At 63.8% G+C, this 20,782-nt stretch carries 24 protein-coding genes; 15 read left to right on the top strand and 9 right to left on the bottom strand.

What is annotated here, in order from left to right:
- Positions 1–72: 72 nt before the first annotated feature.
- The 5 genes from lptB to ACPRTJ_RS05055 are packed head-to-tail and all read right to left on the bottom strand — an operon-like array spanning position 73 to position 3,390.
- Positions 73–798, bottom strand: coding sequence for an LPS export ABC transporter ATP-binding protein (lptB, locus tag ACPRTJ_RS05075; protein ID WP_043862457.1), 726 nt, complete (start codon positions 796–798; stop codon positions 73–75).
- Positions 799–1,323, bottom strand: coding sequence for a lipopolysaccharide transport periplasmic protein LptA (gene lptA, locus ACPRTJ_RS05070; protein ID WP_054916380.1), 525 nt, complete (start codon positions 1,321–1,323; stop codon positions 799–801).
- The gene (lptC, locus tag ACPRTJ_RS05065; RefSeq protein WP_043862455.1) at positions 1,310–1,882 is read right to left on the bottom strand and encodes an LPS export ABC transporter periplasmic protein LptC; all 573 of its coding nucleotides are present in this window, start codon (positions 1,880–1,882) and stop codon (positions 1,310–1,312) included. The genes lptA and lptC overlap by 14 nt, the downstream gene beginning before the upstream one ends.
- A gap of 8 nt (positions 1,883–1,890) precedes the next feature.
- Positions 1,891–2,415 (bottom strand): KdsC family phosphatase, encoded by a 525-nt coding sequence (locus ACPRTJ_RS05060; RefSeq protein ID WP_043862454.1) that lies wholly within the window; start codon positions 2,413–2,415, stop codon positions 1,891–1,893.
- Entirely contained in the window at positions 2,416–3,390 is a 975-nt protein-coding gene (locus tag ACPRTJ_RS05055; protein WP_043862453.1) for a KpsF/GutQ family sugar-phosphate isomerase, read from the bottom strand.
- A gap of 256 nt (positions 3,391–3,646) precedes the next feature.
- Here ACPRTJ_RS05055 and ACPRTJ_RS05050 point away from each other — a divergent pair, with 256 nt between their 5' ends.
- From ACPRTJ_RS05050 to ACPRTJ_RS04985, 14 genes are all read left to right on the top strand, one after another.
- On the top strand, positions 3,647–4,456 hold the full coding sequence (locus ACPRTJ_RS05050; protein WP_043862452.1) for an ATP-binding cassette domain-containing protein: 810 nt from the start codon (positions 3,647–3,649) through the stop codon (positions 4,454–4,456).
- Positions 4,456–5,253, top strand: coding sequence for a lipid asymmetry maintenance ABC transporter permease subunit MlaE (gene mlaE / locus ACPRTJ_RS05045; protein WP_043862451.1), 798 nt, complete (start codon positions 4,456–4,458; stop codon positions 5,251–5,253). The genes ACPRTJ_RS05050 and mlaE overlap by 1 nt, the downstream gene beginning before the upstream one ends.
- Positions 5,253–5,720, top strand: a complete 468-nt coding sequence (gene mlaD, locus ACPRTJ_RS05040) for an outer membrane lipid asymmetry maintenance protein MlaD (RefSeq protein WP_043862450.1) — start codon at positions 5,253–5,255, stop codon at positions 5,718–5,720. The genes mlaE and mlaD overlap by 1 nt, the downstream gene beginning before the upstream one ends.
- A 9-nt stretch (positions 5,721–5,729) precedes the next feature.
- A complete protein-coding gene (locus ACPRTJ_RS05035; protein ID WP_043862449.1) occupies positions 5,730–6,380 on the top strand; it encodes an MlaC/ttg2D family ABC transporter substrate-binding protein in 651 nt (216 codons plus the stop codon).
- Positions 6,377–6,679 (top strand): STAS domain-containing protein, encoded by a 303-nt coding sequence (locus ACPRTJ_RS05030; protein WP_054916378.1) that lies wholly within the window; start codon positions 6,377–6,379, stop codon positions 6,677–6,679. Before ACPRTJ_RS05035 ends, ACPRTJ_RS05030 begins: the two co-directional genes overlap by 4 nt.
- Positions 6,680–6,794: 115 nt before the next feature.
- Positions 6,795–7,034 carry a BolA family protein gene (locus tag ACPRTJ_RS05025; RefSeq protein ID WP_010223373.1) on the top strand — a complete coding sequence of 80 codons (240 nt, stop codon included), beginning with the start codon at positions 6,795–6,797 and terminating at the stop codon, positions 7,032–7,034.
- Between the two features lie 23 nt (positions 7,035–7,057).
- Positions 7,058–8,323 (top strand): UDP-N-acetylglucosamine 1-carboxyvinyltransferase, encoded by a 1,266-nt coding sequence (gene murA / locus ACPRTJ_RS05020; protein WP_043862447.1) that lies wholly within the window; start codon positions 7,058–7,060, stop codon positions 8,321–8,323.
- Positions 8,324–8,420: 97 nt separating this feature from the next.
- Positions 8,421–9,056, top strand: a complete 636-nt coding sequence (gene hisG / locus ACPRTJ_RS05015) for an ATP phosphoribosyltransferase (protein WP_043862446.1) — start codon at positions 8,421–8,423, stop codon at positions 9,054–9,056.
- 126 nt (positions 9,057–9,182) lie between these two features.
- On the top strand, positions 9,183–10,523 hold the full coding sequence (gene hisD, locus ACPRTJ_RS05010) for a histidinol dehydrogenase (RefSeq protein WP_088515332.1): 1,341 nt from the start codon (positions 9,183–9,185) through the stop codon (positions 10,521–10,523).
- Between the two features lie 2 nt (positions 10,524–10,525).
- Positions 10,526–11,572 carry a histidinol-phosphate transaminase gene (gene hisC / locus ACPRTJ_RS05005; protein ID WP_426428268.1) on the top strand — a complete coding sequence of 349 codons (1,047 nt, stop codon included), beginning with the start codon at positions 10,526–10,528 and terminating at the stop codon, positions 11,570–11,572.
- Between the two features lie 129 nt (positions 11,573–11,701).
- Positions 11,702–12,349: a FadR/GntR family transcriptional regulator gene (locus ACPRTJ_RS05000; RefSeq protein WP_426428267.1), complete on the top strand. Its 648-nt coding sequence runs from the start codon at positions 11,702–11,704 to the stop codon at positions 12,347–12,349.
- Positions 12,339–13,616 carry a CynX/NimT family MFS transporter gene (locus tag ACPRTJ_RS04995; protein WP_100633030.1) on the top strand — a complete coding sequence of 426 codons (1,278 nt, stop codon included), beginning with the start codon at positions 12,339–12,341 and terminating at the stop codon, positions 13,614–13,616. The genes ACPRTJ_RS05000 and ACPRTJ_RS04995 overlap by 11 nt, the downstream gene beginning before the upstream one ends.
- 152 nt (positions 13,617–13,768) lie before the next feature.
- Positions 13,769–14,239: a nuclear transport factor 2 family protein gene (locus ACPRTJ_RS04990; RefSeq protein ID WP_043862441.1), complete on the top strand. Its 471-nt coding sequence runs from the start codon at positions 13,769–13,771 to the stop codon at positions 14,237–14,239.
- A 40-nt stretch (positions 14,240–14,279) separates the two neighbouring features.
- Positions 14,280–14,573: a GIY-YIG nuclease family protein gene (locus ACPRTJ_RS04985; RefSeq protein WP_229589547.1), complete on the top strand. Its 294-nt coding sequence runs from the start codon at positions 14,280–14,282 to the stop codon at positions 14,571–14,573.
- Here ACPRTJ_RS04985 and yejK read toward each other — a convergent pair.
- Positions 14,554–15,561, bottom strand: coding sequence for a nucleoid-associated protein YejK (yejK, locus tag ACPRTJ_RS04980; RefSeq protein ID WP_043862439.1), 1,008 nt, complete (start codon positions 15,559–15,561; stop codon positions 14,554–14,556). The two genes, ACPRTJ_RS04985 and yejK, sit on opposite strands and share 20 nt — an antisense overlap.
- Positions 15,562–15,969: 408 nt before the next feature.
- Here yejK and ACPRTJ_RS04975 point away from each other — a divergent pair, with 408 nt between their 5' ends.
- Positions 15,970–16,251 carry an HU family DNA-binding protein gene (locus ACPRTJ_RS04975; protein WP_009398256.1) on the top strand — a complete coding sequence of 94 codons (282 nt, stop codon included), beginning with the start codon at positions 15,970–15,972 and terminating at the stop codon, positions 16,249–16,251.
- A gap of 72 nt (positions 16,252–16,323) precedes the next feature.
- Here the strand turns inward: ACPRTJ_RS04975 and rlmF are convergent, their stop codons facing one another.
- The 3 genes from rlmF to ACPRTJ_RS04960 all read right to left on the bottom strand — a co-directional run bounded on the left by rlmF (position 16,324) and on the right by ACPRTJ_RS04960 (position 20,781).
- Positions 16,324–17,286 (bottom strand): 23S rRNA (adenine(1618)-N(6))-methyltransferase RlmF, encoded by a 963-nt coding sequence (gene rlmF, locus ACPRTJ_RS04970; protein WP_043862438.1) that lies wholly within the window; start codon positions 17,284–17,286, stop codon positions 16,324–16,326.
- Between the two features lie 113 nt (positions 17,287–17,399).
- Positions 17,400–20,246, bottom strand: a complete 2,847-nt coding sequence (locus ACPRTJ_RS04965) for a valine--tRNA ligase (RefSeq protein ID WP_426428265.1) — start codon at positions 20,244–20,246, stop codon at positions 17,400–17,402.
- A 169-nt stretch (positions 20,247–20,415) separates the two neighbouring features.
- Positions 20,416–20,781: a hypothetical protein gene (locus ACPRTJ_RS04960; protein ID WP_043862436.1), complete on the bottom strand. Its 366-nt coding sequence runs from the start codon at positions 20,779–20,781 to the stop codon at positions 20,416–20,418.
- Between the last annotated feature and the right edge of the window lies 1 nt (position 20,782).

The raw sequence follows: 20,782 nt of genomic DNA, 5'->3' as shown, positions 1-20,782 counted from the left end.
TGGAACAATTAACCCCGGGTGGAGCCATTTGCCAGCGCCCAGGCAGCGCCATGTTCAGCCATGTGCCGCAGCTTACAGGCGGAACTCGTGGCCGAGGTACACCTCTTTCACCAGGTCGTTGGCCAGGATGGTCTGTGCATCGCCTTCGGCGATCAACTGGCCATCGTTGACGATGTAGGCGGTCTCGCAGATATCCAGGGTTTCACGGACGTTGTGGTCGGTGATCAGCACGCCGATGCCCTTGGCCTTGAGGTGGTGGATGATCTGCTTGATGTCGCCCACGGAGATCGGGTCGACACCGGCGAAAGGTTCGTCGAGCAGGATGAACTTGGGCGCGGTGGCCAGTGCCCGGGCAATCTCCACCCTGCGCCGCTCACCACCGGACAGGCTCATGCCCAGGTTGTCGCGGATGTGGCTGATGTGAAATTCCTGCAGCAGGCTTTCAAGCTCCTTGCGGCGACCATCGCGGTCGAGCTCCTTGCGGGTCTCGAGGATCGCCATGATGTTGTCGGCCACCGACAGCTTGCGAAAGATCGAGGCTTCCTGCGGCAGGTAGCCGATGCCGGCACGTGCGCGACCATGCATGGGCTGGTGGCTGACGTCCAGGTCGTCGATCAGCACGCGGCCCTGGTCGGCCTGTACCAGGCCGACGATCATGTAGAAGCAGGTGGTCTTGCCGGCGCCGTTGGGGCCGAGCAGGCCGACGATCTGGCCGCTGTCGATGGACAGGCTGACATCACGCACGACTTGCCGGCTTTTGTAGGCCTTGGCCAGGTGCTGGGCTTTGAGGGTTGCCATCTACTCGGCCTTCTTCTTCGGCTGGATCACCATGTCGATGCGCGGACGCGACTCGGTGACTTTGCCACCGCGACCAGCGGTAGCGATCTGCTTCACCGTGTCGTAGACGATTTTCTCGCCTTCGGTGGTGTTGCCTTCATTAATGACCTTGGCGCGGTCGATCAGCACGATGCGGTTCTGTGGCGCATTGTACTGAATGGTCTTGCCGTAGCCCTGCATCTTGTCCGGCTTGGCTGCGCTCTGCTGCTGCTCGAAGTAGGCCAGGTTGCCCACCGAGGTCACGACGTCGATATCGCCGGAGGCAGTGCGGGTGATGGTCACGGTGTTGCCTTTGATCATCATCGAGCCCTGGGTGATGATCACGTCACCGGTATAGGTGGCAACGCCTTTCTTGTCATCCAGTTGAGCCTGGTCAGCCTGGATACGGATAGGCTGATCACGGTCGTTCGGCAGGGCCCAGGCGCTCGCGCTTCCCAGTGCTGCGCTCAGGCTGAGCAAAAAGGGGAGGGTTTTAACGAGCCTCATACTGTCCTCTTACGTTGGACAGCAGGTTCATCCTGCCGTCTTTCAGATACGCTTTCATTCCCTTGCCCGTAGTTGTGCCACCGGCGCCGTCGATTCTAACGGCTTGCTCGGTCTGCGCATATTGCTTCTGCGGGAAGACTGTCATGCGGGTGGTGGTAATGATGGTTTCGCGGTTCTGGTCGTCGGTGCGGGCAACCCGCACGTTGTCGATCAGTTCCACTTCGGTGCCGTCCGGGTTGACCTCGCCGCGGGTGCTCTGCACGTGCCACGGGTAGGCGGTACCGCGGTACATGTTGAGGTCCGGCGTGGTCAGCAGCGTCACTTCGCTGGCCTTGAGGTGTTCGACCTTGTCGGCGGTCATCTCGTACTGCAGCTTGCCATCGGGCAGAAACTGCACGCTGTGGGCATTGATGGCGTAGTAGTCGATGGCGCTTTCGTCGACCTGCGCTGCGGGCTCGTCGAGGAACGTCTCGGGGCTGATGTTCCAGTAGCCGACCGCTGCAAACAAGGCAGCGATCACACTGAACAGCGCGATATTGCGGATCTTTTTACTGAACATGGATCGCTCTACAGGTAGTTGGCATTCGCCGCGTCCAGGTTGCCCTGGGCTTGCAGGATCAGTTCGCAGAACTCGCGGGCTGCGCCTTCGCCACCGCGCGCAAGGGTCACGCCATGGGCGTGCTGGCGCACGAACGGAGCGGCACTGGCTACGGCCATGCCCAGGCCGACCCGGCGAATCACCGGCAGGTCTGGCAGGTCGTCGCCCAGGTAGGCAACCTGTTCATAGCTTAGGCCCAGTTGACCAAGAAGGTCGTCGAGCACCACCAGTTTATCTTCGCGGCCCTGGTACAGGTGCGGGATGCCGAGGTTTTTCGCACGACGTTCGACCACCGGCGTCTTGCGCCCGCTGATGATCGCGGTGGTCACGCCCGAGTTCATGAGCATCTTGATGCCCTGGCCGTCGAGGGTGTTGAAGGTCTTGAATTCGCTGCCGTCCTCGAGAAAGTACAGGCGACCGTCGGTCAGCACGCCGTCCACATCGAATACCGCCAGCTTGATGGCCTTGCCGCGTTGCAGCAGATCGTCGTTCATTTACATCACTCCGGCGCGCAGCAGGTCGTGCATGTTCAGGGCGCCGACCGGCTGGTCGAGCGTGTCCACCACCACCAGCGCGCTGATCTTGTGGTCTTCCATGATCTTCAGGGCCTCGGCCGCGAGCATCTCGGCGCGGGCGGTCTTGCCGTGTACGGTCATCACTTCGTCGATCAGCGTGGTGTGCACGTCGATGTTGCGATCCAGGCTGCGGCGCAGGTCGCCGTCGGTGAACACCCCGGCCAGGCGGCCGTCGCTTTCGCGCACCACGGTCATGCCCAAACCTTTGCGAGACATTTCAAGCAGGGCGTCCTTGAGTAGCGTGCCGCGCTGAACCTGGGGCAGTTCGTCACCGCCGTGCATCACGTTCTCGACCTTGAGCAGCAGGCGTCGGCCCAAGGCACCGCCCGGGTGCGAGAAGGCGAAGTCTTCGGCGGTGAAGCCGCGCGCCTCGAGCAGGGCGATGGCCAGGGCGTCGCCGAGTACCAGCGCAGCGGTGGTGGAGGACGTCGGGGCCAGGTTCAGCGGGCAGGCCTCCTGGCCCACGCGGGCGTCCAGGTTGACCTCGGCGGCCTTGGCCAGCGGCGAGTCGGGGTTGCCGGTGAGGCTGATGAGCTTGATGCCCAGGCGCTTGATCAGTGGCAGCAGGGTCACGATTTCGTTGGTGGTGCCCGAGTTGGACAGTGCCAGGATGATGTCGTCCCGGGTGATCATGCCCATGTCGCCGTGGCTGGCCTCGGCGGGATGAACGAAGAACGACGTGGTGCCGGTGCTGGCCAGGGTGGCGGCAATCTTGTTGCCGATGTGCCCGGATTTGCCCATGCCCACCACCACGACCCGGCCCTTGCTGGCCAGGATCAGCTCGCAGGCCTTGACGAAATCGGCGTCGATATGGGCCAGCAGGCCCTCTACCGCTTCAATCTCGAGACGGATGGTGCGCTGTGCGGATTGGATCAGGTCGGTGGATTGGCTCATGTCGTAGATCGGATTGCCTGATGAAAAGGCGGGGATTATAGCGGTAATGCGCCAAAGCCTCACCTGTGATTGCAAGGATGCTCTGCCAGAAACCTTAAGTGAGCCTTAACTTGAGCTGAACAGCCTCGGTGATGGCCTTGGGGTGGCTCTATCAGCGGTGCTATAGTTCGCCGCCTGTTCGGCCCGCTCGGAGCGTGCGTGCCTCCATGAAGGAGGTTGGCGTCTGAGTGAAAAGGCTGCATCGCAAGGAGTTTAGATGAGCGTTGATAACGCCTACGCGGTCGAATTGAAGGGCGTGACCTTCAAGCGCGGCGCGCGCAGCATCTTCAATAATGTCGACATACGCATTCCCCGCGGCAAGGTTACCGGCATCATGGGGCCTTCCGGGTGCGGCAAGACCACGCTGCTGCGTCTGATGGGCGCGCAACTGCGCCCTGCCAGCGGCGAGGTGTGGGTGGCCGGGCAAAACCTGCCGACCCTGTCGCGCAGCGACCTGTTCGACGCGCGCAAGCACATGGGCGTGCTGTTCCAGAGCGGTGCACTGTTCACCGACCTCGACGTGTTCGAGAACGTCGCCTTCCCGCTGCGGGTGCATACCCAGCTGCCCGAGGAAATGATCCGCGACATCGTGCTGATGAAGCTGCAGGCCGTGGGCTTGCGCGGTGCCATCGAACTGATGCCCGACGAACTGTCCGGCGGCATGAAGCGCCGTGTGGCGCTGGCCCGGGCGATTGCCCTGGACCCGCAGATCCTCATGTACGACGAACCTTTCGTCGGCCAGGACCCGATCGCCATGGGCGTGCTGGTACGCCTGATCCGCCTGCTCAACGATGCGCTGGGCATCACCAGCATCGTGGTTTCGCACGATCTTGCAGAAACCGCGAGCATTGCCGACTACCTGTATGTGGTGGGGGACGGCCAGGTACTGGGCCAGGGTACGCCGCAGGAGCTGATGGAGTCGGACAACCCGCGTATCCGCCAATTCATGAAAGGCGATCCGGATGGCCCGGTGCCCTTTCATTTTCCTGCGCCTGATTACCGCGCCGATCTGTTGGGGAAGCGTTGATGCGCAGAAAGTCATTGCTCGAACGTATTCGTCTGTTTGGTCGCTCCGCGATCGACGTGGTGGCCGTGCTGGGGCGCTCCTGCCTGTTCCTGCTGCATGCCCTGGTGGGGCGCGGCGGGATTGGCGGCGGGTTCCAGTTGCTGGTCAAGCAGCTGTACTCGGTCGGCGTGATGTCGCTGGCCATCATCGTCGTGTCCGGCGTGTTCATCGGCATGGTGCTGGCCCTGCAGGGCTTCAGCATCCTCACCAAGTACGGTTCGGAACAGGCGGTGGGGCAGATGGTTGCCCTGACCCTGCTGCGTGAACTGGGCCCGGTGGTGACCGCGCTGCTGTTCGCCGGGCGGGCCGGGTCGGCGCTGACGGCCGAAATCGGCAACATGAAATCCACCGAGCAGCTGTCGAGCCTGGAGATGATCGGCGTCGACCCGCTCAAGTACATCGTTGCACCGCGCCTGTGGGCCGGCTTCATCTCGCTGCCGCTGCTGGCGATGATCTTCAGCGTGGTCGGCATCTGGGGCGGGTCCTGGGTGGCGGTGGACTGGCTGGGAGTCTATGAAGGTTCCTTCTGGTCGAACATGCAGAACAGCGTTTCGTTCGTCGACGATGTACTCAACGGGGTGCTCAAGAGCCTCGTGTTTGCCTTCGTCGTCACCTGGATTGCCGTATTCCAAGGCTATGACTGTGAGCCCACTTCAGAGGGGATCAGCCGTGCCACTACCAAGACCGTGGTCTATGCCTCGCTGGCAGTCCTGGGTCTGGACTTTATTCTGACCGCCTTGATGTTTGGAGATTTCTGATGCAAAACCGCACCCTGGAAATCGGTGTCGGCCTGTTCCTCCTGGCCGGGATCCTGGCACTGCTTCTGCTGGCCCTGCGCGTCAGCGGCCTGTCCGCCAGCCCGAGCAGCGATACCTATAAACTTTACGCCTACTTCGACAATATCGCCGGTTTGACTGTCAGAGCTAAAGTGACCATGGCCGGTGTAACCATCGGCAAGGTCACGGCCATCGATCTGGACCGCGATACCTATACCGGTCGGGTGACGTTGCAGCTGGAAAAACGCGTCGACAACCTGCCGACCGATTCCACCGCCTCGATCCTGACCGCCGGGTTGCTCGGCGAGAAGTACATCGGCATCAGCGTGGGCGGTGAGGAGGCGGTGCTCAAGGAAGGTGGAACCATCCATGACACCCAGTCGGCGCTGGTACTGGAAGATCTGATTGGCAAGTTTTTGCTCAATACCGTTGGCAAAGAAGCTAAATAAGGAGTTTCCATGATTTCCATCCTGCGACGCGGCCTGTTGGTATTGCTGGCGAGCCTGCCGTTGATGGCCGTTGCGGCCACGCAATCGCCCAAAGAAGTGATCCAGACCACCACCACGCAACTGCTGTCCGACCTCAAGGCGAACAAGGAGCAGTACAAGGCCAACCCCAGCGCGTTCTACGATGCGCTCAACGCCAACCTGGGACCGGTGGTGGATGCCGATGGCATCTCCCGCAGCATCATGACGGTCAAGTACTCGCGCAAGGCTACCCCGGCCCAGATGCAGCGCTTCCAGGAAAACTTCAAGCGCAGCCTGATGCAGTTCTATGGCAACGCCCTGCTGGAATACAACAACCAGGGCATCACCGTGGGCGCCGAGAAGAAGGACGGCGACGACCGTGCCAGCGTCGACATGACGGTCAAGGGCAACAACGGCGCCGTCTACCCGGTTTCCTACACCCTGACCAAGCTCAATGGCGAGTGGAAGGTGCGTAACGTCATCGTCAACGGCATCAACATCGGCAAGCTGTTCCGTGACCAGTTCGCCGACGCCATGCAGCGCAACGGTAACGACCTGGACAAGACCATCGACGGCTGGGCCGGCGAAGTGGCCAAGGCCAAGGAAACCACCGAGCAAGCGGCCGAGAAGCAGGCCCAATGAGTGCGGCAGTCACCCTTGCCGCACCCGGCGTGCTGAGCCTGTCCGGTGTGCTGGATTACCGCACCGGCCCGGTGCTGCGCAAGCAGGGCAGGGCCCTGATTGCTGCCAGTCGCGAGCCTTCGCTGGTGCTGGACTGTTCGGCGGTGGAGCTTTCCAGCAGCGTGGGTCTGTCCCTGCTGCTGGCCTTCACCCGTGACGGGCAGGCGGCGGGCAAAACCATCGAGGTGCGCGGCATGCCCCATGGCATGCACGAAATCGCTCAGGTGTACGGGCTCGGCGAGCTGCTGGCCGGTCAATAAATACGGGTGCGCGACGGGCCCCTCTGTCAGAGTCCTCGTTTACGGGGTTCGCAGGCGAGGGGCTTTTTTGTATGATGGCCGACCCGCGCGCACAGGGCGCCGATTGAGGTTGAGCATGCAGGCCGTAGAAGTTAAGAACTTCCTTGAAGAAAAGTTGCCGGGAACCCGGGTCGAAGTTGAAGGCGAAGGCTGCAACTTCCAGCTGAACGTAATCAGTGACGAATTGGCGGCCCTGAGCCCGGTCAAACGTCAGCAGCAGATCTATGCTCACCTGAACCCGTGGATCACCGATGGCAGCATCCATGCGGTAACCATGAAATTTTTCAGCAGCGCAGCCTGGGCTGAGCGCACCTGAGCCAACTTGGCGGCGAGATTCCAATGGACAAACTGATTATCACTGGCGGCGTTCGTCTCGATGGCGAAATCCGCATTTCCGGCGCAAAGAACGCAGCGCTGCCGATTCTGGCGGCCACCCTGCTGTGCGACGGCCCGGTCACCGTCGGCAACCTGCCGCACCTGCACGACATCACCACCATGATCGAGCTGTTCGGTCGCATGGGCATCGAGCCTGTGATCGACGAGAAGCTCGCGGTGGAGATCGACCCACGCACCATCAAGACCCTGGTCGCGCCGTATGAGCTGGTGAAGACCATGCGCGCCTCGATCCTGGTGCTGGGCCCGATGGTCGCCCGTTTCGGCGAGGCCGAAGTGGCCCTGCCTGGCGGTTGCGCCATTGGCTCGCGCCCGGTCGACCTGCACATCCGCGGCCTCGAGGCGATGGGCGCGAAGATCGAAGTCGAAGGCGGCTACATCAAGGCCAAGGCGCCTGAAGGCGGCCTGCGCGGTGCGCACTTCTTCTTCGACACCGTCAGCGTGACCGGTACCGAGAACATCATGATGGCCGCTGCCCTGGCCAAGGGCCGCAGCGTGCTGCAGAACGCCGCGCGCGAGCCGGAAGTGGTCGACCTGGCCAACTTCCTCAACGCCATGGGCGCCAAGGTGCAGGGTGCCGGTACCGACACCATCACCATCGACGGCGTCGAGCGCCTGGGTTCGGCGGTATACCGCGTGATGCCCGACCGTATCGAGACCGGCACCTACCTGGTAGCCGCTGCCGTGACCGGCGGTCGCGTCAAGGTCAAGGACACCGATCCGACCATCCTCGAGGCGGTACTGGAGAAGCTCAAGGAAGCCGGTGCCGAAATCACCACCGGTGAAGACTGGATCGAGCTGGACATGCACGGCAAGCGGCCGAAAGCCGTGAACCTGCGCACCGCCCCGTACCCGGCGTTCCCTACCGACATGCAGGCGCAGTTCATCTCCCTCAACGCCATTGCCGAAGGCACCGGCGCGGTGATCGAGACGATCTTCGAAAACCGCTTCATGCACGTGTACGAGATGCACCGCATGGGCGCGCAGATCCAGGTCGAAGGCAACACGGCCATCGTCACCGGCACCAAGACCCTCAAGGGCGCTCCGGTCATGGCCACCGACCTGCGGGCTTCGGCCAGCCTGGTCATTTCGGCGCTGGTCGCCGAGGGCGACACCCTGATCGATCGCATCTACCACATAGACCGTGGCTACGAGTGCATCGAAGAGAAACTGCAGATGCTGGGCGCGAAGATCCGTCGCGTACCGGGCTAGCCCTGCACTCGGCGCAGGGACGCGCCACAAGAATCGATTGCCGTCGGGCGCCTGCACGGGTCCGGCGGCTAAAGCCGCTTAAGGATTGACGTTTCCCATGTTGACCATCGCGCTGTCCAAGGGCCGCATTCTCGACGACACCCTGCCATTGCTGGCAGAGGCGGGCATCGTGCCTACCGAGAATCCGGACAAAAGCCGCAAGCTGATCATCCCGACCACCCAGGACGATGTACGCCTGCTGATCGTGCGTGCCACCGACGTGCCGACCTACGTCGAGCATGGCGCCGCCGACCTGGGCGTGGCCGGCAAGGACGTGCTGATGGAGTACGGCGGCCAGGGCCTGTACGAGCCGCTGGACCTGCAGATTGCCCAATGCAAGCTGATGACCGCCGGTGCCATCGGCGCTGCCGAACCCAAGGGGCGCCTGCGCGTGGCCACCAAGTTCGTCAACGTCGCCAAGCGCTACTACGCCGAGCAGGGCCGTCAGGTCGACATCATCAAGCTGTACGGCTCGATGGAGCTGGCACCGCTGATCAACCTGGCCGACAAGATCATCGACGTGGTCGACACCGGCAACACCCTGCGTGCCAACGGCCTGGAACCCCAGGAACTGATCGCCACCATCAGCTCCCGGCTGGTGGTCAACAAGGCCTCGATGAAGATGCAGCACGCACGCATCCAGAGCCTGATCGACGCCTTGCGTCTGGCCGTGGAATCGCGACACCGCGGCTGACCCCTGCGCGCGACCTTCGCTGTCGCGCCCGTCTATCCGCGTCATAGCCAATTTTCTCGGGTGCCCGCGCGGATGGACTGGTAGCTTAGGGCGCCTGAGCATCCGCCATTTACCGAGGCCTTAGCCATGACCACGTCCACTGCAATTCGCCGACTCAACGCTGCTGACCCGGATTTCGCCCGACATCTGGATCATCTGCTGAGCTGGGAAAGCGTGTCTGACGATGCGGTCAACCAGCGGGTGCTGGACATCATCAAGGCCGTGCGCGAGCGCGGCGACGCGGCGCTGGTGGAATTCACCCAGCGTTTCGACGGCGTCCAGGCCACCTCCATCGATGACCTGATCCTGGGGCGCGAGCGCCTGGAGCTGGCCCTGAGCCGCATTACCCCGGCGCAGCGCGAGGCGCTGGAAACCGCCGCCCGCCGGGTGCGCAGCTACCACGAAAGGCAGAAGCAGGACTCCTGGACCTACACCGAGGCCGACGGCACCGTGCTGGGCCAGAAGGTCACGCCGCTGGACCGCGCCGGGCTGTACGTACCGGGTGGCAAGGCGTCGTACCCCTCGTCGGTACTGATGAACGCGATTCCGGCCAAGGTTGCCGGGGTGTCCGAAGTGGTCATGGTGGTACCCACCCCGCGTGGTGAAATCAACGAGCTGGTGCTGGCTGCGGCGTGCATCGCCGGGGTCGATCGGGTGTTCACCATCGGTGGCGCCCAGGCGGTTGCCGCACTGGCCTACGGCACCGAGAGCGTGCCGCAGGTAGACAAGGTGGTCGGCCCGGGCAACATCTACGTGGCCACCGCCAAGCGCCATGTGTTCGGCCAGGTGGGCATCGACATGATTGCCGGCCCGTCGGAGATCCTCGTGGTGTGCGACGGCCAGACCGACCCGGACTGGATCGCCATGGACCTGTTCTCCCAGGCCGAGCATGACGAAGACGCCCAGGCGATTCTGGTCAGCCCCGACGCCGACTTCCTCGACCGCGTGGCCGCAAGCATCGACAAGCTGCTGCCGGGCATGGACCGCGCCGAGATCATCCAGACCTCCATCAATGGCCGTGGCGCACTGATCCACGTGCGCGACATGCAGCAGGCCATCGAGGTGGCCAACCGCATCGCCCCCGAGCACCTGGAGTTGTCGGTGGCCGACCCGCAGGCCTGGTTGCCGCAGATCCGCCATGCCGGTGCGATCTTCATGGGCCGCCACACCAGCGAAGCGCTGGGCGACTACTGCGCTGGCCCCAACCACGTGCTGCCTACCTCCGGCACCGCACGGTTCTCCTCGCCGCTGGGGGTGTACGACTTCCAGAAGCGTTCCTCGATCATCTTCTGTTCCGAGCAGGGCGCTTCGGACCTGGGTCGCACCGCGTCGGTGCTGGCCCGTGGCGAATCCCTGAGCGCGCACGCACGCAGCGCCGAGTACCGCATCCTTGGCGATCACACCCCTGTCGATAAAGAGGGCAACTGAGCATGAGCAAATTCTGGAGCCCCTTCGTCAAGGACCTGGTGCCTTACGTGCCGGGCGAGCAGCCCAAGCTGAGCAAGCTGGTCAAGCTCAACACCAACGAAAACCCCTATGGCCCTTCGCCAAAGGCGCTGGAGGCCATGCGCGGCGAGCTCAACGACAACCTGCGCCTGTACCCGGACCCCAATGGCGACCGGCTCAAGCAGGCGGTGGCCAGCTACTACGGCGTGCAGGCCAGCCAGGTGTTCCTGGGCAACGGTTCGGACGAAGTGCTCGCGCACATTTTCCACGGCCTGTTCCAGCACGATGCGCCGCTGCTGTTCCCCGACATCAGCTACAGCTTCTACCCGGTGTACTGCGGCCTGTACGGCATCCCGTATGAGGCGGTAGCGCTGGACGAGCAGTTCCAGATTCGTGTCGAGGATTACCAGCGCGCCAACGGCGGCATCATCTTCCCCAACCCGAACGCACCCACTGGCTGCCTGCTGGCGCTGGAGGCAGTCGAGCAGATGCTGCAGGCCAACCCTGATTCGGTGGTGGTGGTCGACGAAGCCTACATCGACTTCGGCGGCCAGACCGCCATCAGCCTGGTGGACCGCTACCCGAACCTGCTGGTGACCCAGACCTTGTCCAAGTCGCGTTCCCTGGCCGGCCTGCGGGTCGGGCTGGCGGTCGGCCACCCGGACCTGATCGAGGCGCTGGAGCGCATCAAGAACAGCTTCAACTCCTATCCGCTGGATCGCCTGGCCATCGTCGGCGCGGCGGCGGCGTTCGAGGACCAGGCGTATTTCGAACAGACCTGCCGTCAGGTGATCGACAGCCGGGAGCAGTTGGTGGCGCAGTTGACCGACCGCGGTTTCCAGGTGCTGCCGTCGGCGGCCAACTTCATCTTTGCCCGTCACCCCGAGCAGGATGCCGCTGCGCTGGCGGCCAAGTTGCGCGAGCAGGGCGTGATCGTGCGCCACTTCAAGCAGCAGCGCATCGTGCAGTTCCTGCGTATCAGCATCGGTACGCCCGAGCAGAACCAGGCGCTGCTTGACGCCTTGAACTGATCGCGCCTTGCAATCGCCAGCTAGGCGGGCTCCTGCGGGAGCCGGCCTAGCTGGCGATTGCATCGACGTGGCCCGACAGGCTATTCTCCGCTCCTCAGATTCGTCCGATGATTGGATGTAAGCACGTCAATGACTCAACTCATCAAACGCTCCCTTGTCGAGCAGGCCGTCGAACAACTGCGCCAGCGCGTCGCCGATGGCGCCTGGGCCGTCGGCCAGCGCCTGCCCACCGAGCCCGAACTGGCCCTGGAACTGGGCATCAGCCGCAATACCGTGCGTGAAGCGATGCGCGTGCTCGCCTTCAGCGGCCTGGTCGAAGTGCGCCAGGGCGACGGCACCTACCTGCGCGCCAATGTCGACCCGCTGGCCACCGTGCAGGTGCTGTCGCGTTGCAGCCTCGAGCAGGCCCGCGAAACCCGGCACATCCTCGAAGCCGAGGCCATCGGGCTGGCGGCGCTGCGCCGCACCGACGACGACCTCAAGGGGCTGCATGAAGCCCTGCAGCACAGCGCCGAGCACTTTCACGACGACCTCGACAGCTACGTGGCCTGCGACCTGGTGTTTCACCAGCGCCTGGTGGACGCCGCACACAACCCGGCATTGAGCGAGCTGTACCGCTACTTCTCCGCCGTGGTGGCGTGCGCCGTGCACCACAACATGCGCGAATCGCGTTGCCAGGACGTGTTCGACCTGCACCGCGACATCCTGCGGGCGGTCGAGCAACGCGACCCGGAACGGGCCAAGGCCCTGAGCAGAACCCTTATCAATGAAGCCTGACGCAGAGACAGCCATGCCCAAACCCAACCCGCCGCTCGAAGAACTCCTGATCGACGCCGAAGCCGACGACGCCCAGCTGCAACCGCCCGCCGTGCTGCAGCGCCCGTGGCTGTTGCTGCTGGGGCTGGTACTGGTGGCACTGAACCTGCGCCCGGCGCTGTCGAGCATGGCGCCGTTGCTCGGGCAGGTGTCCGACAGCCTGGGGCTGAGTGCTTCGCAGGCCGGCCTGCTGACCACGCTGCCGGTACTGTGCCTGGGCCTGTTCGCGCCGCTGGCACCGATCCTGGCGCGTCGCTTCGGCAGCGAGCGGGTGGTGCTGGGCATTCTGCTCACGCTGGCGTGCGGCATCTTGCTGCGCAGCTCGCTGGGCAGTGTGGGGCTGTTTGCCGGCAGCATCCTGGCCGGGGCCAGCATCGGCGTGATTGGCGTGCTGCTGCCGGGCATCGTCAAGCGCGACTTCCCCAAGCATGCCGGCGCCCTGACCGGCGTGTACACCATGGCCCTGTGCCTGGGCGCGGCCCTGGCGGCCGGCGCCACCGTGCCGTTGAGCCAGCACTTCGACGACAGTTGGGCGCTGGGCCTGGGTGTCTGGCTGATTCCGGCGGTGGTGGCGGCGCTGTTCTGGCTGCCCCAGGCGCGCCACGGGCATGGCAAGCATGCGGTGGCTTATCGGGTGAGGGGGCTGCTGCGCGATCCGCTGGCCTGGCAGGTGACCCTGTACATGGGCCTGCAGTCGTCGCTGGCGTACATCGTGTTCGGCTGGCTGCCCTCGATTCTGATCGGCCGTGGCCTGAGCCCGACCGAGGCCGGGCTGGTGCTGTCCGGTTCGGTGATCGTGCAACTGGCCAGTGCCCTGACCGCGCCGTGGCTGGCCACCCGTGGCAAGGACCAGCGCCTGGCCATCGTGCTGGTGATGCTGCTGACCCTGGCCGGCCTGTTCGGCTGCCTGTATGCCCCGTTAGGCGGGCTGTGGGGCTGGGCGGTGGTACTGGGTATCGGGCAGGGCGGCACCTTTGCCCTGGCGCTGACCCTGATCGTGTTGCGGTCGAAGGACTCGCATGTGGCGGCCAACCTGTCGAGCATGGCCCAGGGCATCGGCTATACCCTGGCCTCGATGGGGCCGTTCGCGGTAGGCCTGGTGCATGACGTGACCGGTGGCTGGGACGCGGTGGGCTGGATCTTCGCGGTGCTGGGCGTGGGTGCGATCGGTTTCGGGCTCAAGGCCGGGCGGGCGTTGCAGGTGGGTGTGGTCAGCGAACGGGTCTGACTTCGCGTGGCTGCCATCGCGGGTCTGCACTGCACCTGTGGGAGCGGGCCTGACCTGCGATGGGGCACATCATTCGCACCGTATATACCCGTAGCTTTCAGCCATCACTCGGCCTATCGTTCACGTCCGTTCCCCTGTAATGGACCGCGCCCATGAGCGACGCCAACATCGCGCTGATCACACGTTTCTACCAGGCCTTCCAGCGCCTCGACGCCGAGGCCATGGTCGCCTGCTACAGCCCCGAGGTGGTGTTCAGCGACCCGGCCTTCGGTACCCTGCGTGGCAAGGACGCCGCCGACATGTGGCGCATGCTCGCCAGTCGCGCCAAGGATTTCTCCCTGACCTTCGACAGCGTGCGCGCCGACGAGCGCAGCGCCACTGCGCACTGGGTGGCCACCTACCTGTTCAGCCAGACCGGTCGCGTGGTGGTCAACGACATTCAGGCACGTTTCGTGATCCGCGACGGGTTGATCGTCGAGCATCACGATCATTTCGACCTGTGGCGCTGGGCCCGCCAGGCGCTGGGTACCAAGGGCCTGCTGCTGGGCTGGACACCGCTGGTACAGGGCAAGATTCGCCAACAGGCGGCAAAAGGCCTGCGCGCATTTCAGGCCGGGCGTTGACGGGGTAAGCTGTCGCCTTCACCCCTGTACGCAGATGCCCGTGACCGAAACCCCCACCTCTCGCAAACCCTGGTATGTCTATCTGGTACGCACCGCCAACGGTTCGTTGTACTGCGGCATCAGTGACAACCCCGAGCGCCGTTTCAATGCCCATCAGAGCGGCCGCGGTGCGCGTTACTTCAGCACCAGCCCGGCAGTGGCGCTGGTGTATGTGGAAGCCTGGCCGGACAAGGCCGAGGCGCTGCGCCAGGAACGCCTGGTGAAGAAGCTGCGCAAGTCGGCCAAGGAGGCACTGGTGGCCTCCTGGACGGGGCTCAGTCCTTGCGACGCTTGAGCTGATCGGTGAGCTGGGTGGGCAGGCCCTTGATGATCAGGGTGCCGGCCTCTTCGTCGTACTCGATCTTCGAGCCCAGCAGGTGTGCCTCGAAGCTGATCGACAGGCCCTCGGCGCGGCCGGTGAAGCGGCGGAACTGGTTCAGGGTGCGCTTGTCGGCCGGGATCTCCGGCGACAGGCCGTAGTCCTTGTTGCGGATATGGTCATAGAAGGCCCGTGGGCGGTCCTCGTCGATCAGTTCCGACAGCTCGCTCAGGGTCACCGGCTCGCCTGCCTTGGTCTGGCTGGTGGCGTACTCGACCAGGGTCTGGGTCTTTTCGCGGGCGGCTTCCTCGGGCAGGTCCTCGCTCTCGACGAAGTCGCTGAAGGCCTTGAGCAGGGTGCGGGTCTCTCCCGGGCCGTCGACGCCTTCCTGGCAGCCGATGAAGTCGCGGAAGTACTCCGAGACCTTCTTGCCGTTCTTGCCCTTGATGAACGAGATGTACTGCTTGGACTGCTTGTTGTTCTGCCACTCGGAGATGTTGATGCGAGCAGCCAGGTGCAGCTGGCCCAGGTCCAGGTGGCGCGAGGGGGTCACGTCCAGGTCGGCGTTCACCGCCACACCTTCGCTGTGGTGCAGCAGGGCAATGGCCAGGTAGTCGGTCATGCCTTGCTGGTAGTGGGCGAACAGTACGTGGCCACCGGTGGACAGGTTCGACTCTTCCATCAGCTTCTGCAGGTGCTCGACGGCCACGCGGCTGAAGGCGGTGAAGGTCTTGCCTTCATCCAGGTATTCCTTCAGCCAGCCGCTGAACGGATGGGCGCCGGACTCGGCGTGGAACAGGCCCCAGGCTTTGCCCTGTTTGGCGTTGTAGCTGTCGTTGAGGTCGGCCAGCAGGTTCTCGATGGCGGTCGACTCGGCCAGTTCCGAGTCGCGTGCGTGCAGCACGGCAGGGCTGCCATCGGGTTTCTTGTCGATCAGGTGGACGATGCAATGACGGATCGGCATGGGATTCTCGGCTGAAAATAGGGCGCGACATACGGCGCTGCAAAGCGGCCAAGTGTAACCCAGCCGGGGGCTTGAGCAGGGTATGGATGTGTGTCGACGTAAGGGTTGTTCATTTTTTGTGCGATTTTTTGCGAAATTTGCTGCAAACCCCCGAAAAACCAGAACATTTGGCCTGTGGGAGGCGGATATTTATCGCTTCGTGTGGTAGTTTTGCCCGGTCTTGCGCACCGCGTGTGGCGCATTGCTGGCAGACCGCTGATGTCACGTCGAACCAAACGCATTTTTGTGTATCTACATACGCGATTGGCAATGGATATACCCCGGACCGCCGAAGACTCGCGGGTCTGGGCCGATGGCTGACGCTGCACTCTGCAAACCAACTGAATTTGATAGGGAAGGAACACCACCATGGCATTGACCAAAGACCAACTGATCGCCGATATCGCCGAAGCTATCGACGCGCCGAAAACCACCGCGCGTAACGCTCTGGAGCAACTGGGCCAGATCGTTGCTGATCAACTGGAAAATGGCAGCGAAATCACCCTGCCGGGTATCGGCAAGCTGAAGATCACCGAGCGTCCTGCCCGTACCGGTCGTAACCCTTCGACTGGCGCTGCCATCGAAATCGCTGCCAAGAAAGTCGTCAAGTTCGTTCCAGCCAAAGTGCTGACCGACGCTGTAAACAAGTAATTGTAAACAGCTTCTGAAAACCGCGTCCGGTGCGAGCCAGGCGCGGTTTTTTTGTGGGTGCTGCGCATGCCCCTAGGGGGCGGGTTTCGTCCAGCGCAGCTGGCGCCACGCAGCGCGCGCCTGAGGTGTCTGGAAGGTCCAGGCCACCAGGCGGCTCTGCTTCTGCCCCTGGCCCATCTCCAGTACGCGGTGCTCTACTGCGCCGGCCTTGTTCAGGGCCGCCTCGATACCCGGCAGGTTCGATGCCTTCGACACCAGGCTGCTGAACCACAGCACCTGTTGGCCCAGGGCCACGCTTTCATTCACCAGCTGGCTGACAAAGCGGATTTCACCGCCTTCGCACCACAGCTCGTTGTTCTGCCCCCCAAAGTTCAGTACCGGCAGCTTGCGCTTGGGGTCGGCCTTGCCCAGCGCCCGCCATTTGCGCTGGCTGCCACGGGTGGCTTCGTCACGCGAGGCGTGGAAGGGCGGGTTGCACAGGGTGACGTCGAAGCGTTCGTCGCTCTTGAGCAGGCCGGCGAGGATCTGCCGCGCATTGCCCTGCTGGCGCAGGCTGATGACCTTGCCCAGCCCGTTGGCCTGCACGATGGCCTTGGCGGCGCCCAGGGCCACCGGGTCGATGTCCGAGCCCAGGAAGCGCCAGCGGTAGTCGACGTGACCCAGCAGCGGATAGATGCAGTTGGCCCCGACCCCCACATCCAGTGCCTGGATCATCGCACCCCGCGGAATCTCGCCACCGTTGTCGGTGGCCAGCAGGTCGGCCAGGCCATGCAGGTAGTCGGCGCGGCCGGGTATGGGCGGGCACAGGTAGTCGGCCGGGATGTCCCAGTGCTGGATGCCGTACTGGGCCTTGAGCAGGGCGCGGTTGAACACGCGCACTGCCTCGGGGTCGGCGAAATCGATGCTCGGCTTGCCGTGGGGGTTGGTGATCATGAAGCGGCCCAGCTCCGGGCTGCTCTTGATCAGTTGCGGGAAGTCGTAGCGACCCTGGTGGCGGTTGCGCGGGTGCAGGGTGGGTTTGTTGGGTGTGGTCATGTTTGTGTCCGGTGAAAAGCATCGCGGGTCAAGCCCGCTCCCACAGGGGCTGCATGCACAGTTCCTTGTGGGAGCGGGCTTGACCCGCGATGGCGTCGCTGTGATCAGCGCTATTACAAGGCGGCAATCCGCGCATGCTGCTCGGTGAAGTTGGCCAGGGCCTGTTCGGCCTCGGCCAGCTTGGCGCGCTCCTTGTCGATCACCGCAGGCGGCGCCTTGTCGACGAACGCCGGGTTGGACAGCTTGCCGCCCACCCGCTGCACTTCGCCTTGCAGGCGCTGGATTTCCTTGTTCAGACGCGCCAGCTCGGCATCCTTGTCGATCAGCCCGGCCATCGGCACCAGCACCTGCAGGTCACCGACCAGGGCGGTGGCGCTCAGCGGCGCCTCGTCCTGCTCGCCCAGCACGGTGAAGGATTCGATCTTGGCCAGCTTCTTGAGCAGTGCCTCGTTTTCCTGCAGGCGACGCACGTCTTCGGCACTGGCGTTCTTGAGGAACAGCTGCAATGGCTTGCCCGGGCCGATGTTCATTTCGCCACGGATGTTGCGCACGCCCAGCATCAGTTCCTTGAGCCACTCGATATCGCCTTCGGCGGCTTCATCGATGCGGCTTTCGTTGGCCACCGGCCACGGCTGCAGCATGATGGTCTTGCCTTCGATACCGGCCAGCGGCGCCAGGCGCTGCCAGATTTCCTCGGTGATGAACGGCATGAACGGGTGCGCCAGGCGCAGCGCCACTTCCAGCACGCGGACCAGGGTGCGGCGGGTGCCGCGCTGGCGTTCGACCGGTGCGTTCTCGTCCCACAGTACCGGTTTGGACAGCTCCAGGTACCAGTCGCAGTACTGGTTCCAGATGAACTCGTACAGCGCCTGGGCGGCCAGGTCGAAGCGGAACTGGTCCAGCTGGCGGGTCACTTCGGCTTCGGTGCGCTGCAGCTGCGAGATGATCCAGCGGTCGGCCAGCGACAGCTCGTAGGCCTCGCCGTTCTGGCCGCAGTCCTCGCCCTTGTCCAGCACGTAGCGCGCGGCGTTCCAGATCTTGTTGCAGAAGTTGCGATAGCCTTCGACGCGGCCCATGTCGAACTTGATGTCGCGACCGGTGGACGCCAGCGAGCAGAAGGTGAAGCGCAGGGCATCGGTGCCGTAGCTGGCGATGCCTTCGGGGAACTCGGCCTTGGTCTGCTTGGCGATCTTGTCGGCCAGCTTGGGCTGCATCAGGCCGCTGGTGCGTTTCTCCAGCAGCGCGTCCAGGGTGATGCCGTCGACGATGTCCAGCGGGTCGAGCACGTTGCCCTTGGACTTGGACATCTTCTGGCCCTGGCCATCACGAACCAGGCCATGCACGTACACGGTCTTGAACGGCACTTGCGGGGTACCGTCCTCGTTCTTCACCAGATGCATGGTCAACATGATCATCCGGGCAACCCAGAAGAAGATGATGTCGAAACCGGTCACCAGCACGTCGGTGGAGTGGAAGGTCTTGAGGAATTCGGTCTGCTGCGGCCAGCCCAGGGTGGAGAAGGTCCACAGGCCCGAGCTGAACCAGGTGTCGAGCACGTCGTTGTCCTGGTTCAGGACCACGTCGTCGCCCAGCCGGTGCTTGGCGCGCACTTCTTCTTCGCTGCGCCCCACATAGACCTTGCCCGACACGTCGTACCAGGCCGGAATGCGGTGGCCCCACCACAGCTGGCGGCTGATGCACCAGTCCTGGATGTCGCGCATCCAAGAGAAATACATGTTCTCGTACTGCTTGGGCACGAACTGGATGCGGCCGTCTTCGACAGCGGCGATCGCAGGCTCGGCCAGCGGCTTGGTCGACACGTACCACTGGTCGGTCAGCCATGGCTCGATGATGGTGCCGGAGCGGTCGCCCTTGGGCACTTTCAAGGCGTGGTCGTCGACGCTGACCAGCAGGCCTGCGGCATCCAGGTCGGCAACGATCTGCTTGCGCGCCACGAAGCGGTCGAGGCCGGCGTAGGCGGCAGGCAGGCTGGCGTCCAGGCTTTCGTTCAGGCTGCCGTCGAGGTTGAACACCTGGGCTGCCGGCAGCACCGCAGCGTTCTTGTCGAAGATGTTGAGCAGCGGCAGGTTGTGGCGCTTGCCGACTTCGTAGTCGTTGAAGTCGTGGGCCGGGGTGATCTTCACGCAGCCGGTGCCGAATTCGGGGTCGCAGTAGTCATCGGCGATGATCGGGATCAGGCGACCGACCAGCGGCAGCTTGACGAACTTGCCGATCAGCGCCTGGTAGCGCTCGTCGTTCGGGTTGACGGCCACGGCGGCGTCGCCGAGCAGGGTTTCCGGACGGGTGGTGGCGACCACCAGGTGGTCCTTGCCGTCGGCCGTGGTGGCACCGTCGGCCAGCGGGTAGCGCAGGTTCCACAGATGGCCTTTCTCGTCGTGGCTTTCCACTTCGAGGTCGGAGATTGCCGTGTGCAGCTTGGTGTCCCAGTTGACCAGGCGCTTGCCGCGGTAGATCAGGCCGTCTTCATGCAGGCGCACGAAGGCTTCCTTGACCGCTTCGGACAGGCCGTCGTCCATGGTGAAGCGCTCGCGGCTCCAGTCTACCGACGAGCCCAGGCGGCGGATCTGGCGGCTGATGTTGCCACCGGACTGATCCTTCCATTCCCAGACTTTCTCGAGGAATTTGTCGCGGCCCAGGTCGTGACGATTCTGGCCCTTGGCCTCCAGTTGACGCTCCACCAGCATCTGCGTGGCGATGCCGGCGTGGTCGGTGCCTGGTTGCCACAGGGTGTTGCGACCCTGCATGCGGCGAAAACGGATCAGGGCGTCCATGATCGCGTTGTTGAAGCCGTGACCCATGTGCAGGCTGCCGGTCACGTTCGGCGGCGGGATCATGATGGTGTACGAATCGCCCGCGCCTTGCGGGGCGAAATAATTCTCTGACTCCCAGGTGTTGTACCAGGAACTTTCAATGGCGTGCGGCTGGTAGGTCTTATCCATGCGCGGCGGGACCCTATGGCATTTATTCAGGAAAGCCGAGAAGTATAGCGGGGATAAGGGCCGGGGCGTAGCGTGAGGTGCGGGAGTGGGGCAAAAAACTGTGGGGAATTCTTCGCGTAGGAGCCGGCCTTGCCGGCGAAGCGAGCCAAAGGCTCGCCCCCGTTTTTGATTACGAGCGTGAGTTCAACAACCGCTCCAGGCGGGCATCCAGGCGCCGCTTGATCTCGTTCTCGATATGCGGGGTAAAGTCCTTGATCACATCCTGCATGATCAACTGCGCCGCCGCGCGCAGTTCGCTGTCCAGGTGCAGCAGGGTGTCCTGGCGGCGCGCCTGCGGGTCGGGCTCGGCAGCCGGCTCGGCAGCCACCGGGGCCCGCGCTGCCGGTTCGGCCGGCTCGAGCAGCAACGGTATCTGCTCCTCGACGGTCTCGGTCAGCAGTGGCGGTTCCAGGGCATCGTCACCCAGCAACTGGCGAATCGACTCCAGATCGTCCAGCAAATGCGCAGGTTTTGGCATGGGGGCAGGTTTGTCCATC

This window comes from Pseudomonas palmensis (genome assembly GCF_049942755.1).
GTDB lineage: Bacteria > Pseudomonadota > Gammaproteobacteria > Pseudomonadales > Pseudomonadaceae > Aquipseudomonas > Aquipseudomonas palmensis.
Note: the sequence above shows the minus strand (reverse complement) of the source record. Positions and strands in the feature narration are given on the sequence as shown.

Bases quoted from the DNA above. Each gene is read 5' to 3' on its own strand.
- hisG (WP_043862446.1), top strand. From the start codon at position 8,421: ATGTTGACCATCGCGCTGTCCAAGGGCCGCATTCTCGACGACACCCTG.
- ACPRTJ_RS04975 (WP_009398256.1), top strand. From the start codon at position 15,970: ATGGCATTGACCAAAGACCAACTGATCGCCGATATCGCCGAAGCTATC.
- ACPRTJ_RS04990 (WP_043862441.1), top strand. From the start codon at position 13,769: ATGAGCGACGCCAACATCGCGCTGATCACACGTTTCTACCAGGCCTTC.
- lptA (WP_054916380.1), bottom strand. From the start codon at position 1,323: ATGAGGCTCGTTAAAACCCTCCCCTTTTTGCTCAGCCTGAGCGCAGCA.
- hisD (WP_088515332.1), top strand. From the start codon at position 9,183: ATGACCACGTCCACTGCAATTCGCCGACTCAACGCTGCTGACCCGGAT.
- ACPRTJ_RS05060 (WP_043862454.1), bottom strand. From the start codon at position 2,415: ATGAACGACGATCTGCTGCAACGCGGCAAGGCCATCAAGCTGGCGGTA.
- rlmF (WP_043862438.1), bottom strand. From the start codon at position 17,286: ATGACCACACCCAACAAACCCACCCTGCACCCGCGCAACCGCCACCAG.
- ACPRTJ_RS05030 (WP_054916378.1), top strand. From the start codon at position 6,377: ATGAGTGCGGCAGTCACCCTTGCCGCACCCGGCGTGCTGAGCCTGTCC.
- mlaE (WP_043862451.1), top strand. From the start codon at position 4,456: ATGCGCAGAAAGTCATTGCTCGAACGTATTCGTCTGTTTGGTCGCTCC.
- murA (WP_043862447.1), top strand. From the start codon at position 7,058: ATGGACAAACTGATTATCACTGGCGGCGTTCGTCTCGATGGCGAAATC.
- ACPRTJ_RS05055 (WP_043862453.1), bottom strand. From the start codon at position 3,390: ATGAGCCAATCCACCGACCTGATCCAATCCGCACAGCGCACCATCCGT.
- ACPRTJ_RS04960 (WP_043862436.1), bottom strand. From the start codon at position 20,781: ATGGACAAACCTGCCCCCATGCCAAAACCTGCGCATTTGCTGGACGAT.
- ACPRTJ_RS05035 (WP_043862449.1), top strand. From the start codon at position 5,730: ATGATTTCCATCCTGCGACGCGGCCTGTTGGTATTGCTGGCGAGCCTG.
- ACPRTJ_RS04965 (WP_426428265.1), bottom strand. From the start codon at position 20,246: ATGGATAAGACCTACCAGCCGCACGCCATTGAAAGTTCCTGGTACAAC.
- yejK (WP_043862439.1), bottom strand. From the start codon at position 15,561: ATGCCGATCCGTCATTGCATCGTCCACCTGATCGACAAGAAACCCGAT.
- hisC (WP_426428268.1), top strand. From the start codon at position 10,526: ATGAGCAAATTCTGGAGCCCCTTCGTCAAGGACCTGGTGCCTTACGTG.
- lptB (WP_043862457.1), bottom strand. From the start codon at position 798: ATGGCAACCCTCAAAGCCCAGCACCTGGCCAAGGCCTACAAAAGCCGG.
- ACPRTJ_RS05050 (WP_043862452.1), top strand. From the start codon at position 3,647: ATGAGCGTTGATAACGCCTACGCGGTCGAATTGAAGGGCGTGACCTTC.
- ACPRTJ_RS05000 (WP_426428267.1), top strand. From the start codon at position 11,702: ATGACTCAACTCATCAAACGCTCCCTTGTCGAGCAGGCCGTCGAACAA.
- lptC (WP_043862455.1), bottom strand. From the start codon at position 1,882: ATGTTCAGTAAAAAGATCCGCAATATCGCGCTGTTCAGTGTGATCGCT.
- mlaD (WP_043862450.1), top strand. From the start codon at position 5,253: ATGCAAAACCGCACCCTGGAAATCGGTGTCGGCCTGTTCCTCCTGGCC.
- ACPRTJ_RS05025 (WP_010223373.1), top strand. From the start codon at position 6,795: ATGCAGGCCGTAGAAGTTAAGAACTTCCTTGAAGAAAAGTTGCCGGGA.
- ACPRTJ_RS04995 (WP_100633030.1), top strand. From the start codon at position 12,339: ATGAAGCCTGACGCAGAGACAGCCATGCCCAAACCCAACCCGCCGCTC.